The organism is Sulfitobacter sp. 1A15258 (genome assembly GCF_043557045.1).
Lineage (GTDB): Bacteria > Pseudomonadota > Alphaproteobacteria > Rhodobacterales > Rhodobacteraceae > Sulfitobacter > Sulfitobacter faviae.
This window is the reverse complement of the sequence record NZ_JBIFFK010000001.1, coordinates 341,495-353,420: the sequence shown is the minus strand read 5'-3', so window position 1 is coordinate 353,420 and position 11,926 is coordinate 341,495. Positions and strand designations below refer to the sequence as shown.

General features: G+C 63.6%; 13 protein-coding genes. 4 read left to right on the top strand and 9 right to left on the bottom strand.

Annotated features, from left to right (window positions below; translation table 11 throughout):
- Window position 1: 1 nt before the first annotated feature.
- On the bottom strand, window positions 2-1,099 hold the full coding sequence (lptG, locus tag ACGYK9_RS01760; protein WP_394407853.1) for an LPS export ABC transporter permease LptG: 1,098 nt from the start codon (window positions 1,097-1,099) through the stop codon (window positions 2-4).
- Entirely contained in the window at window positions 1,096-2,229 is a 1,134-nt protein-coding gene (gene lptF / locus ACGYK9_RS01755) for an LPS export ABC transporter permease LptF (protein ID WP_394407851.1), read from the bottom strand. Before lptF ends, lptG begins: the two co-directional genes overlap by 4 nt.
- Window positions 2,230-2,360: 131 nt before the next feature.
- On the opposite strand from lptF, the gene ACGYK9_RS01750 reads away from it, so the two are divergent.
- Together ACGYK9_RS01750 and ACGYK9_RS01745 are read left to right on the top strand one after the other, a co-directional pair.
- Window positions 2,361-3,833 carry a leucyl aminopeptidase gene (locus tag ACGYK9_RS01750; protein WP_394407849.1) on the top strand — a complete coding sequence of 491 codons (1,473 nt, stop codon included), beginning with the start codon at window positions 2,361-2,363 and terminating at the stop codon, window positions 3,831-3,833.
- A 7-nt stretch (window positions 3,834-3,840) separates the two neighbouring features.
- Window positions 3,841-4,299: a DNA polymerase III subunit chi gene (locus ACGYK9_RS01745; RefSeq protein ID WP_394407847.1), complete on the top strand. Its 459-nt coding sequence runs from the start codon at window positions 3,841-3,843 to the stop codon at window positions 4,297-4,299.
- Window positions 4,300-4,351: 52 nt separating this feature from the next.
- On the opposite strand, the gene ACGYK9_RS01740 is transcribed toward ACGYK9_RS01745, so the two are convergent.
- From ACGYK9_RS01740 to ACGYK9_RS01725, 4 genes are all read right to left on the bottom strand, one after another.
- A complete protein-coding gene (locus ACGYK9_RS01740) occupies window positions 4,352-4,837 on the bottom strand; it encodes a hypothetical protein (protein ID WP_394407845.1) in 486 nt (161 codons plus the stop codon).
- 153 nt (window positions 4,838-4,990) lie between these two features.
- A complete protein-coding gene (locus tag ACGYK9_RS01735) occupies window positions 4,991-5,572 on the bottom strand; it encodes a TIGR02281 family clan AA aspartic protease (protein WP_209217741.1) in 582 nt (193 codons plus the stop codon).
- Between the two features lie 45 nt (window positions 5,573-5,617).
- Window positions 5,618-6,256, bottom strand: a complete 639-nt coding sequence (locus ACGYK9_RS01730) for a MarC family protein (protein ID WP_067266625.1) — start codon at window positions 6,254-6,256, stop codon at window positions 5,618-5,620.
- Window positions 6,257-6,347: 91 nt separating this feature from the next.
- On the bottom strand, window positions 6,348-8,210 hold the full coding sequence (locus ACGYK9_RS01725) for an ABC-F family ATP-binding cassette domain-containing protein (protein ID WP_394407842.1): 1,863 nt from the start codon (window positions 8,208-8,210) through the stop codon (window positions 6,348-6,350).
- Between the two features lie 106 nt (window positions 8,211-8,316).
- Between ACGYK9_RS01725 and ndk the strand changes: the two genes are divergently transcribed.
- Window positions 8,317-8,739 (top strand): nucleoside-diphosphate kinase, encoded by a 423-nt coding sequence (gene ndk, locus ACGYK9_RS01720; RefSeq protein WP_067266630.1) that lies wholly within the window; start codon window positions 8,317-8,319, stop codon window positions 8,737-8,739.
- A gap of 61 nt (window positions 8,740-8,800) precedes the next feature.
- On the opposite strand, the gene ACGYK9_RS01715 is transcribed toward ndk, so the two are convergent.
- The 3 genes from ACGYK9_RS01715 to ACGYK9_RS01705 form a co-directional block, all read right to left on the bottom strand.
- Complete coding sequence (locus ACGYK9_RS01715) at window positions 8,801-9,223, bottom strand: DUF4112 domain-containing protein (RefSeq protein WP_271687216.1); 423 nt, start codon at window positions 9,221-9,223, stop codon at window positions 8,801-8,803.
- Between the two features lie 96 nt (window positions 9,224-9,319).
- Window positions 9,320-9,442 carry a hypothetical protein gene (locus ACGYK9_RS01710; RefSeq protein WP_269451603.1) on the bottom strand — a complete coding sequence of 41 codons (123 nt, stop codon included), beginning with the start codon at window positions 9,440-9,442 and terminating at the stop codon, window positions 9,320-9,322.
- Window positions 9,443-9,587: 145 nt separating this feature from the next.
- Entirely contained in the window at window positions 9,588-10,502 is a 915-nt protein-coding gene (locus tag ACGYK9_RS01705; protein ID WP_394407840.1) for an MBL fold metallo-hydrolase, read from the bottom strand.
- Window positions 10,503-10,546: 44 nt separating this feature from the next.
- On the opposite strand from ACGYK9_RS01705, the gene ACGYK9_RS01700 reads away from it, so the two are divergent.
- Complete coding sequence (locus tag ACGYK9_RS01700) at window positions 10,547-11,869, top strand: ATP-binding protein (RefSeq protein ID WP_394407838.1); 1,323 nt, start codon at window positions 10,547-10,549, stop codon at window positions 11,867-11,869.
- Window positions 11,870-11,926: the final 57 nt, after the last annotated feature.

Below are 11,926 nucleotides of genomic sequence, written 5' to 3'. Positions count from 1 at the left end.
GTCAGCCGTCCTCCGCATGCAGTAGCAGGCCTAGCGCCAGAAAGATCGCCGCCACGGGCGGCGCCCAAGCGGCAAGGATCACGGGGATCTGGCCATTCTCGCCAAGGATCTGTGCGAAACTGCGAATGAAATACAAACCGAACCCCAGCAAAATCGAGGCCAGCACAGCGACGCCGGTCCCCCCAAAGCGGGTATGGCGCATGGTGAATGCGCTCGCAACCAGAACCATGGCCACTAGAAAGAAGGGCCGCGCAAGCTCGGCCTGAAGCCAGACCTCATGCTGGCGCGTGCTGAACCCGGCCTGTTCCAATTGCCGGATGAACTCGGGCAGTTCATAGATCGAGACGGCAGCGACACGGCCAATGCTTTCGCGGATACGCTCGACGGTGAGGGAAGAGGGGATCGTCAGGGTCTCATGCACCTCCGCCGCGCCTTCGGCGTTCACCCCGGCCGCCAGCGGCCAAATCTTCGCCCCGGTGAGCTCCCAGTCGCCGCTGCTAAGTTGTGCGCTTTCGGCTTCAATGCGCCGGATCGGACCCTTCTCGGCGTCATAGCTGATGATCGTGACGTTATAGAGGACGGAGGCGTCGGCGTTGGTGCGCCATGCGCGAATGACCGATTGGCCTTCCTCCGTGCCTTGCCGCAGCCACAGCCCCTCGTCACTGACCGAGAGCGCCGCGCGGCCATTGGACCGGTACTCTTGGGTCAATTGCTCGGCCCGCTCACTTGTCGCCGCGACGATGGGGTTGAGCATGGCCACGGCCAGCGTGCCGATGATCAAGGCCACCACCACCGGGGCCACCAGCGCGCGCAGGGCCGAGCGGCCCGCGGCCCGGGTCACCACCAATTCAGAAGACCGGGCAAGCCCAATGAAAAGCGCCACCGTGGCGAGGATCATGATCAGCGGCAGGATCATGTTGATGGTCTGGGGCATGTGCAGCAGCGTCATGCCCAGCACCTGATCCCAGCCCACATCGTCATCGGCGAAACGCCGGGCCTGATCGACACCGTCGACCAGCATCACCAGCGCGGCCAGCACCCCGGTGATGACGAGAAAGCTCATGAAAAAGCGGCGGGCGAAATAGAAATGCAGGATCATGTGGCGGCCTTCTTGCCACGCAGACGCCGCCTTATCCAGCGCGGATGTGCGGCTTGCCAAAGCATCGCCAGCGTCAGCATGGCCCCGATGAGCGAGGGCAGATAGGCCAGCGGCCAGAGCGCCGCCGCCTCGCGGATTTGCACGACCATCGTGCCCCGCAGCCCGTCGATTGCGATGAGCAGGCCAAAAGCGATCACCGCCTCGCGCCAGACGCCAAAGCGGGAGAAACCGCCGAGGATCAAAGTCGCAAAGCCAATCATCGCGGCGACGAGACAGAACAGCGGCTGCGCGAAGCGGCCATGCAGCTCTTCGGCCACCACGCCCGGCGAGGTGTCGGTCGCCGCCGCGACCCCGTCCCAATCCCAAAGCAGATAAGGCGTGACCATTGCGCTGACCGACAGGTCGATCGCGTCTCCGCTGCTGACCAGCGGGGAAATATCGAACGAAAAGTCGCGGAATTTGGCCGTGGCCAAGCGGTTGGTCTCGGTGTCCAGCCGTTGCGCCATGCCGTTGAGCATGATCAGCGTCGTGTCGTCGCCGTTGCGGGCGAGGTAGGCTTCGGCGGCGGTGTAGATCACGCCCTCGTCGGCCTTGCGCCGATCCGACAGGAAAACATCGCGCAGCACGCCGTCACTGTCGATGGCGCGGGTATAAAAGGTGACATCGTCGGAGGGATGCAGAAAAGTCCCCTCCGTCAGCAGCCGCGCAGTGAGGTTGCGCGAGATTTCGGCCTCGCGCTGTTTCAACTGGCCCTGCGCCATGGGGACCAGAAAGTGGCTCAGCACCGTCATCATGGCCGCCACGCACAGGCCAAAGACGAAGACGGGCCGCGCCAGCCGCCACGGGCCGGAGCCTGCGGCTTGGAGCACCGTCAACTCGGATTCGCCCGACATGCGGTTGGTCACATAGACCGAGGCGGCAAAGGTCGCGATGGGCAGGACGGTGACGATGAGTTTCGGCAGGCCGAGGGCCGTAAACTCCAAAAACACCAAGGCGGACTGGCCGTCGCCGATCAAACGGTCGAACAGGACAACCGCGCGGTTGATCCAGAAAAGCGCCACCAGCACCAAAGCGAAAAAGCCGAACATAACCAGAAGTTGCGACAGCATGTAGCGGTCAATTCTTGCCACTCTGATCCCCCGAGATGCTCTGACGGCCTTTGCGCAGATCTTAGAGCAATTCGCGGGGCGGGAAAACTGCTATCTGGCCATGCGCCGCGCGGCGCGCTAGGTCTGGGGCAAAATCAACCATGAGGCATGCCATGACCGATCTGACCCCCATCACCTTCGCCGAGACCGACATCGACCGTATCGCGGGGCATTCCGGGCGGATCGCGGTGTTTCTGGAGCCAGAGGGTCGTTTGGATGCCGGGGCGCGGCGGGTGAACCGTCTGACCAAAGGCGCTTTGCAGCGGCTGGTAGAGAGTGAGCGTTTCGCGGCGCTGAAACCCGGTGACGTGTTCAGCATGGGATATCCTGCGGGCATGGCAGCAGAGGCAGTCGACGTGGTTCATATGCCGCGCCGGGCCGAGGTGATGACCGCGCGCAAGGCTGGGGCGGCGCTGGCCAAACGCCGGGGTGACAGCGATCTGCTGATGCTCGCCGCCGCGACACGCCGGGTGGCCGATGTGGCCTTTGGTCTGGCAATGCGGGACTACGGCTTTGAAGATCACAAATCCGCGCCCAAGGCGCGCAAAGGCACGGTCGAGGTCATGTGTTCCAAACCCGATGACGCGCGTGAGGCCGCCGCACCGCTTATGGCCGTGGCCGAGGGGGCCTTCATGACCCGCGATCTGACCAACGCGCCCGCCAATATCCTGACCACCACCAATTTTGCCGAACGACTGGCCGAGATGGAGAGCTTGGGCCTGAAGGTTGAAGTTCTGGATGAGGAAGAGCTTGCAACGCTCGGAATGCGCACGCTTTTGTCTGTGGGCCAAGGGTCGGACAGCCCGTCGAAAGTGGTCGTGATGCGGTGGGAAGGCGGCGCCGATGACTCAGCCCCTCTGGCGCTGGTCGGCAAGGGTGTGGTCTTTGACACCGGCGGCATCAGCCTTAAACCCGGGGCTGGCATGGAAGACATGACCATGGACATGGGCGGCGCGGGCGTCGTCTCGGGCGTGATGCGCACACTTGCACTGCGCAAGGCCAAGGCGAATGTCGTGGGGCTTGTGGGTATCGTTGAAAACATGCCCTCGGGCAATGCCACCCGCCCGGGCGATGTGATCACCACGATGAAGGGAGACACGGTAGAGGTCATCAACACCGACGCCGAGGGGCGTTTGGTGCTCTGCGATGTCATGTGGTACGCGCAAGACCGTTTCAAACCCGCGGCGATGATTGATTTGGCCACGCTGACCGGGGCCATCATCATCGGGCTGGGCCATGAGAACGCCGGGGTCTTTTCGAATGACGACGGGCTGTGCAACGATTTCCTGAAAGCCGCTGAGAGCGAAGGCGAAGGCGCGTGGCGGATGCCGCTGGGGCAGGGCTATGACGACCTGCTGAAAAGCCGCGTCGCCGACATGAAAAATATCGGCGGGCGTCCGGCGGGGTCGATCACTGCGGCGCAGTTCCTCAAGCGGTTCGTCAAGGATGAGACACCTTGGATTCACCTCGATATTGCCGGCGTCGCCTCGTTGAAATCCGAAAGCACGCTGGCGCCTGCGGGCGCGACGGGCTGGGGCGTGGCGGCGTTGAACCGTCTCGTCGCCGATCGTTTCGAGAAGGGCTGAGCGACTGATGGGGGCGGCTTACTTCTATCACCTGACCCAGCGACCTCTGGTCGAGACGCTGACGATGCTGCTGGAAAAGTCGCTCGCCAATGGCTGGCGCGTGGCTCTGCGCGGGACGGATCGGGCGGGGCTACATGCGCTGGACCGGGCACTTTGGACCTATTCAGAGGATAGCTTTCTGCCCCACGGCATGGCAGGCGGGCCGCAGGACGCGGATCAGCCCGTGCTGCTGACGCTGGAGGATGGCGCCCCCAATCGGGCGGATTGTCTGATGACGGTGCATGGGGCCGATGTCACCGCTGCGGAAGTGGCAGCGCACCAGCGGGTCTGTGTGTTGTTCGACGGACATGATCCCGTCGCGTTGGATCAGGCACGCGGCCTGTGGAAGCGGCTGAAATCCGACGGCGCCTCGGCCCAATATTGGTCCGAGGAAAGCGGTCGCTGGGAAAAGAAGGCCGAGACTTAAAGGACGGCAGTGCAGGGGCAGGGGCCGAAAGCCCGCCGCCCCTGAACGCGGATCAGGCTGCTTTGTCGAGCGCGGGTTTCGCGGCAGCGGCGGATTTGGTCGCCTCGGCCTCCGGTGCTGCGGGTTCGACCTTGCTGACATAGGATTTGGCCGCTTCGACCGCGCTGTTGTTCACGGGCGCGATCGTGTCCAGCAGGGCGCGGGTGCGCTGGCTATCGACGCTGCGCTGTGCTGCGGCGCGGACAAAGGCTTCGTCATCCGCGCTCGTGGCCTTTTGAGCCGTCTCGACCGGCTTTGCCTGTGCCACAGCTTGCACCGTTTCGACCTTGGCAGGCGCTTGCACGGCTTGAGGTTTGGATGCCTCCTGCGCCGCCGCGCTGTTCTGCGCGTTCTGCCCGTCATTGGCGGGTTTCGCCTGCAACTGGGATGGCTTGTCCTTGGCCTTTTCGGCCTCTTGCGGCTTTTCAGCCTTCTCCGCCTTAGCGGGTTTGTTGCTTTGTTGGTAGGAGGATGACCCACCAAAAATGTTCATCAGCATAGCAGCACTTTCTCCAAAATTGGGTACAGTTGTGCCCTGCAGATATCCGCTCAAAAGGGCGGGAACCTGTTCAATTTACGGCGAATGCGGCGTCATTTTACGGCGTGTTTGATGTCTTGCCCCGTATTTCCGGCAAGGTCTTGCCCTATTCCGTCAGCGGCTCAGGCGCAGTTCACCGCCGCTGATCTCAATCCGGCCCCAGCGTTGCAGGTAGCCCATGCCGAGCAGTGATTGCGACATGATCCCGTCATTCACTACCGCGGGGACGTTGTGATCGACCGCATGGCCCACCACCACCTCGTCGAGACGCACGAAGGCGGTGCGCGTTTCGCCATTGGCGGTGCCCGCGCGGCCAAGGTAATCCAGCCCCTCGGGGTCGATGCCGATGCGCGCCGCGTCGGATTTGGTCAGCACGATATCGGATGCGCCCGTATCGACGACAAAGCGCACCGGCGCGCCGTTGATCTGGGCCGTCAGGTAGTAATGCCCATCGCGCCCGCGGGGCAGGACGATGTCACCCTCTTCGCTGATGGTGAGATGTTGGCGGGCGCTGTCGCGGGTGATGTCTTGCCACAGGCCGACCCCCGCCGCGGCGCCGGTAAAGATCAGCCCCCAGACCGCCGCCTGTTGCAGGGTCTTGTTCATATTCGGGCGGCTGTGCATGAAAAACCAGCCCGCCACCATCGCCAGGAGAACGATGAGATAGATCAGATGTGCTGTGTCGATTTCGGCCATGAACGCGCCCCCTTAGATCTCATATAGGAAGGCCGCGCGGAAATGTCAGCCGGACGTGGGGCCGGGGCCAAAGCCAAAGGCCGCCAAGCCGTCGAGCACGAATTGCACCGAGAGCGCCGCCAGCAACATGCCAAGCAGACGGGTCACGATGTTGATGCCCGTCTTGCCCATCGCCCGCTCCAGCGCGCCGCTGACCTGCATGGTCAGCGCCATGACCACCAGTGTCAGCGCGGTGATCACGATAATGGTCAACAGCCCTTCGCCGCCCGGTTTTTCCCCCGTCAGCAGGATGACCGAGGCGATGGAGCCGGGGCCCGCAATCAAAGGAATGGCCATGGGGAAGACGGAAGGGTCGTCGTGGTCATCCTCATCTGCGCGGTCTTCGCGCCGCTTGGTGCGGCGGTCAAAAAGCATGTCGAGGGCGGTGATGAACAACAGAATGCCGCCCGCGACGCGGAAGGCGGGCATCGAGATGCCGATGAAACCCAGCACTGCCTCGCCGAAGGCTGCGAAGATCAGCAGCACCAACCCGGCCACGCCTACCGCGCGCCATGCGATCTTGCGCCGCTCTGCGTTGCTCATCCCGCGGGTAAGCGCGAGGAAGACCGGCGCGATGGCGATGGGGTCGATCACCACGAACATCGTGACGAGGGCGGTGATCATATAGGCGGTGTCGAGGGTCATGGGGTTTCCTTGGCGCGGGGCTTCTTGCCAGAATGCACGAGGGCCGCCCCTTAGGCGACCCCTGCGATGTGATAAAGTGAACGCTTCCGGGTCAGGCCGTGGCCTTCTCCAGCTTTTCCTGTGCGCCCATCCAAAGCGATTCCGCGCGGTCCAGCGCCTCCATCACCTCGGCGTATTTCTTGTTCCAGACCTCAAGCTCACCGGTTTTGGCGTCTTCATAGAGCGCGGGATCGGCGAGTTTCTTGGCGAGCTTGTCGCGCATCTCGTTGATCTTTTCCATCCGCGCTTCGGCCTTGCGGACCTCGCTGCGCAGGGCCAACACCTCATCGCGGCTTGCGCGTTTGGGCTTGGGCGCTTCTTTCGGCTTGGTGGGGTTCTTGCTAACCGGCTTTTCCGGCGTCAGCAGCATTTTACGATAGGCTTCGAGATCTTCCTCATAGGGTTTGACCGTGCCTTTCGACACCAGCCACAGCCGGTCGGCCACCAGCGACAGCAGGTGCATGTCGTGGCTGACGAGGATCACCGCGCCCGAGTAGCGCGTCAGCGCCTCCACCAGCGCCTCACGGCTTTCGATGTCGAGGTGGTTGGTCGGCTCGTCGAGGATCAGCAGATGCGGGGCGTGCAGCGTTGCCAAGAGCAGCGACAGCCGCGCCTTCTGCCCGCCCGAAAGCCGCCCGACCTCGGTCTCGGCCTGTTCGGGGCCAAGGCCGAAGCCCGCAAGCTGCGCGCGCAGCTTGGATTGCAGCACGCCGGGGCGGGCGGCGATCATGTGTTGCAGCGGGGTTTCCTCAACAATCAATTCGTCCACCTGATGCTGGGCGAAGAAACCCACGCGCAGCTTGGAGGAATTGACCTGCCGCCCGGCCATCAGGGGCAGGCGGTCCGACAGCAGTTTCGCCAGCGTCGATTTGCCCTGACCGTTCTTGCCCAGAAGGGCGATCCGGTCGTCTTGGTCGATGCGCAGGTTCAGGCGCGTGAGCACCGGGTTGTCGTCGCTATAACCGACTGCGCCGTTCTCGATGTTGATGATCGGCGGCGAGAGTTCCTCGGGCTCGGGGAAGGTGAAGACCTTGCGCGCCGCCTCCTCGGGCGCGGTGATCATGTCCATCTTCTCGATCATCTTGAGGCGCGATTGCGCCTGCTTGGCCTTGCTGGCCTTGGCCTTGAAACGGTCGACAAAGGCCTGCATGTGATCGCGCCGGGCCTGTTGCTTCTTGGCCATCGCCGCCTGCAACGCGCGTTTCTCGGCGCGCTGGCGGGCGAATTGGTCGTAGGGGCCTTGGTAATAGGTCAGCTTGCGATCTTCGAGATGCAGGATGCCGCCCACGGCGCGGTTCAACAGGCCGCGGTCGTGGCTGATGATCAACACCGTATGGGGGTATTTCGCCAGATAGCTTTCCAGCCAGAGCGCCCCTTCAAGGTCGAGGTAGTTGGTCGGCTCGTCCAAAAGCAGCAGGTCGGGCTGGGCAAAAAGCACGGCGGCCAGCGCCACGCGCATCCGCCAGCCACCGGAGAAGGCGGAGCAGGGCATCTGCTGCTCTTCGTCGTCGAAACCAAGCCCCTTGAGGATCGACGCCGCGCGGCCTTCGGCGGACCAAGCGTCGATATCGGCCAAACGGGTCTGGATGTCAGCGATGCGGGCGGGGTCCTCGGCGGTCTCGCTCTCTTTCATCAACCGGGCACGTTCAATGTCGGCCTCCAGCACCGTGTCGATGAGCGAGGTCTCTGACGAGGGCACCTCTTGTGCCACACCGCCGATCTTGGCGCGGGAGGGCAAAGAGATATCGCCGCTGTCGAGTAACAGCTCACCACGGATGATTTTGAACAGCGTCGTCTTGCCCGCGCCGTTGCGCCCGACGATGCCGACCTTATGCCCCTCGGGGATCACGGCGGAGGCTTCCTCGAACAGGGGGCGGCCTTCGACGGAGTAGTTGATTTCTGAAATGCGTAACATGAAAGCCGTTTGGAGCAAGCGGGGCCGAAGGTCAATCACGGCTTTTCATGGGCCAGACCCCATGCTAGGGAGCGCGCAAATCAACACCCGCTATGGAGTACAGCCAATGGCCCTCGAACGCACATTCTCGATCATCAAGCCCGACGCAACCCGCCGCAACCTGACCGGCGCCATCGTCAAGAAATTCGAAGACGCGGGCCTGCGCGTTGTCGCACAAAAGCGCATCCACCTGACCAAAGCGCAGGCGGGCGAGTTCTACAAAGTGCACGCCGAGCGTCCCTTCTACGACGAACTGTGCGAGTTCATGGCCTCCGCGCCGATCGTGGCCCAGGTTCTGGAAGGTGAAAACGCCATCGCGAAAAACCGCGAAGTGATGGGCGCGACCAACCCTGCCGATGCGGCAGAGGGCACCATCCGCGCAGAATTTGCTGAAAGCGTTGGCGAAAACTCCGTCCACGGTTCCGACGCACCGGAAACCGCAGCGGTTGAGATCGCTTACTTCTTCTCCGGTCTGGAACTGGTCGGCTAAGCCACCCATTCTTCGGAAAGACTGAAAGGGTCGCCTTCGGGCGGCCCTTTTTCTTTGGTGATCAGTTGTTGAGCGTCGGGTGGTGCGAGGACATGCGCCCTTCGACATTGCCCAGCGGCGGGGCTTTAGCCGCCTGGTCTTTTAGGTGACGCTCCAGCAAGTCGACGTTGCGCAGTTTCGACTTCCAACCGATATCGAAGAGGTCACCGACAAGCGGGACGGAGCCGATCACATAGTCGACCCCGGTGTTCACCAGCATTTTTGCCAGTACGCTTTTCGGCGCGCCCATGCGGTGCGATTCTTTCAGGATGTAGGCCGCGGGCAGAAGGGCGAGCGTATCGCCCACCACCGGCACGAGGCCCAGAATCGAATCCCATCCCATCCGAACGCCGACGATCGGCAGCTTATAGGCGCTGTCCATGCTGACGGCCAAACGGCGCAGACGGGCGAGGTCAGCTTCGTGAGAGGGGGTATGGGGTTTCATATCTGTCCTTGCGTGTTGCTCTAGGCGGCAAACGCATGGTCCGGCCCCAAAGTTCCCCCCATCCACCAGCCCCATCCGGTGCGCGGGGAGCGCCGTTCAAAGACTGGCGTAGTCGGTGATCAGCGGCGTGGGGCGCTGCGGTGGTTGGGCCGAGGTGCCGTTCGGCTTCGGCGCAGGCTTTGGTTTTTGCGGTTGCGGCGTTCTGTCTAGTCGGGCCATCGGGTAGCTCCTTTGCTGCTCGCTGGGGTTTGATGTCTCTCACCCCCGCAACCAGCTTGGGCGTGGTTCGGGTCCATAAAGGGGCCAGATTGCGCCCAGAATGGGGCGTTTGTTGCGATTTTGCGACGGAAAGGCCCGCATTCCCCTATGAGTTGAGAGTGAAACGCGCCTCTGCCTGCAAGGTGCCCTCTGGGGCAACACGCCCACGGCCTGTCAGATCGACCAGATGTGCGAGCACGTTTCGCGTGGCCGCCCCCAAGAGCGCGGCAGGCGTTTCGGTATAGATGGCGCGAGCGAGGTCCTCTGCCGTCGCGGGCCCGGCAGCCAGCGCGTCGAGGATCGACACCTCCCGCGCGCGACGATGCGCCACCAACCAGTCGAGCCGCGCGTTGGGGTCGCTCACCGGTGCGCCGTGACCGGGGTAGAACACCCGCCATTGCCGCGCGCCCAGCTTCTCGCAGGAGGCCATGAAATCAGTCAGGTCCCCATCAGGGGGCGAGACGAGGGAGGTCGCCCAGCCCATGACGTGATCCGCTGTCAGACAGGCATCGCCCCAAGCGAGGCTAACGTGATTGCCTATATGGCCTGGCGTGTGCAGCACCTCCAGCGTCCAGCCGTCCCCCTTCAGTACATCCCCATCGGCCAAAGTGTGATCAGGGCGAAACCCGTGGTCCACACCTTCGCCGCCGCCCATCAACCCCGCCTCAGCAAGCCCCTGCATCACCGTCGAACGGCCCTCCGTGGCCTCACCGAAGGCCCATACCTCGGCCCCCGTACGCGCGGCCAGCGGGCGGGCGAGCGGCGAGTGATCCAGATGCGTATGGGTCACGATGATATGGCTGATCCGCTGCCCGGGCTGGATTGCGGCGAGGATCGCCTCAAGATGCGCGGGGCTGTCGGGGCCGGGGTCGATCACCGCCACGCCGGTCTCGCCCAAGAGATAGGTATTGGTGCCGCGATAGGTCATCGGTGAGGGGTTGGGCGCCACGATCCGCCGCAGCCCGGGTTCCAGGGTTTCGGCAAGGCCAATCTCGGGGTCGAAGTTGTCGGGCGGCAGCATGGTTTCACCTTTCGCTGGGGCAGGGGGCTGGCTAAGGTCTAGCCATGAATTTTGCCTGGCTCAAACGATATGTGCCGCGCGGCATCTACGGACGTGCCGCGCTGATCCTTCTGTTACCAGTGGTGTTTTTGCAGTTGGTCGTCGTGGTGATCTTTGCGCAGAGGCATTTCGAAGGTGTCACCGGCCAGATGACCGATACGGTTCTGCGGGAACTGGAACTGGTCATGCTGGCGGTCGGAACGGCCCCCGATGCGCAATCCGTGCCCACGGCGGTTGAGGCGCGGGCGGGTCCGCTTGATTTCGTGGTGACGCCCGCCAACCGTCCGCTGCCCGAAGAAGACAGCATGCTGTGGTACGACTATTCGGGCCGCGTGCTGATCCCGCGCTTGCGCAGCAAGATGGACGGGATCGAAGCGGTGGACCTCAGCGATGACGATTTCGTCGTGCTCTATATCGAGAGCGTGCACGGGCCGCTGCGCATCCAGTTCGAGCGGCGGCGCATATCGGCCTCGAACCCGCATCAGCTTTTCGTCTACACCGTGTTTTTCGGCGTGCTTTTGAGCTATATCGCCACGATCTATCTGCGCAATCAGCTGCGCCCCATCAAACGTCTGGCCCGCGCGGCGGAGGCCTTTGGCCGGGGGCGGCATGAGCCTTATACTCCCACCGGCGCCATCGAAGTCCGCGCGGCGGGCAACGCCTTTGTCGACATGCGCGCCCGGATCGAGCGGCAGATCGAGCAACGCACGCTGATGCTTTCGGGGGTGAGCCACGACCTGCGCACGCCGCTGACCCGGATGCGCCTCGGCCTGTCGATGATCGACGAAGAGGATGCAGCCCCGCTGCTGGCCGATGTGGATGACATGCAACGGATGCTGGACGAATTCCTGAACTTCGCCAAGGGCGCCGCTGAGGGTGAGCCTGAAGAGGTTGCCCCGCATGGGTTCGTCAGCGCCATTGTCGAAGACGCGCAGCGGGCCGGGCGCAGGGTCACGCTGCTGCCCCCCGAAGGCGCGGGCGAGGGGATCGTAAAACTGCGCCGGGTGGCGATGCGCCGGGCGGTCGACAACCTGATCTCAAACGCCGTGCGTTATGGCACGCAGGCCGAAGTCTCGGTCATGCTGAGCGATCGCACCCTGCGGATCCGGGTCGAAGACGACGGCCCCGGCATTCCAGAAGCGCGGCGGGACGAGGCGACGCGGCCCTTCTCGCGGCTCGATCCTGCACGCAATCAGGACAAGGGCGGCGGCGTGGGCCTTGGCCTTGCCATCGCCTCCGACATCGCCCGCGCCCATGGCGGGGTGCTGCGGCTTGGGGAATCGGACCGCCTAGGCGGGCTGCGCGCCGATATCGTCATCGCGCGGTGACCCGGCGGCATGATTGTGCGACGCGTCCGGCTTTGCCACAGTGAGGGGACCCTAATA

What these genes read in the sequence shown, in the direction of transcription:
- ACGYK9_RS01750 (WP_394407849.1), top strand. Translation starts at nt 2,361, where the DNA reads ATGACCGATCTGACCCCCATCACCTTCGCCGAGACCGACATCGACCGT.
- ACGYK9_RS01745 (WP_394407847.1), top strand. Translation starts at nt 3,841, where the DNA reads ATGGGGGCGGCTTACTTCTATCACCTGACCCAGCGACCTCTGGTCGAG.
- ndk (WP_067266630.1), top strand. Translation starts at nt 8,317, where the DNA reads ATGGCCCTCGAACGCACATTCTCGATCATCAAGCCCGACGCAACCCGC.
- ACGYK9_RS01740 (WP_394407845.1), bottom strand. Translation starts at nt 4,837, where the DNA reads ATGCTGATGAACATTTTTGGTGGGTCATCCTCCTACCAACAAAGCAAC.
- ACGYK9_RS01715 (WP_271687216.1), bottom strand. Translation starts at nt 9,223, where the DNA reads ATGAAACCCCATACCCCCTCTCACGAAGCTGACCTCGCCCGTCTGCGC.
- ACGYK9_RS01700 (WP_394407838.1), top strand. Translation starts at nt 10,547, where the DNA reads ATGAATTTTGCCTGGCTCAAACGATATGTGCCGCGCGGCATCTACGGA.
- ACGYK9_RS01725 (WP_394407842.1), bottom strand. Translation starts at nt 8,210, where the DNA reads ATGTTACGCATTTCAGAAATCAACTACTCCGTCGAAGGCCGCCCCCTG.
- lptG (WP_394407853.1), bottom strand. Translation starts at nt 1,099, where the DNA reads ATGATCCTGCATTTCTATTTCGCCCGCCGCTTTTTCATGAGCTTTCTC.
- ACGYK9_RS01735 (WP_209217741.1), bottom strand. Translation starts at nt 5,572, where the DNA reads ATGGCCGAAATCGACACAGCACATCTGATCTATCTCATCGTTCTCCTG.
- ACGYK9_RS01705 (WP_394407840.1), bottom strand. Translation starts at nt 10,502, where the DNA reads ATGCTGCCGCCCGACAACTTCGACCCCGAGATTGGCCTTGCCGAAACC.
- ACGYK9_RS01730 (WP_067266625.1), bottom strand. Translation starts at nt 6,256, where the DNA reads ATGACCCTCGACACCGCCTATATGATCACCGCCCTCGTCACGATGTTC.
- ACGYK9_RS01710 (WP_269451603.1), bottom strand. Translation starts at nt 9,442, where the DNA reads ATGGCCCGACTAGACAGAACGCCGCAACCGCAAAAACCAAAGCCTGCG.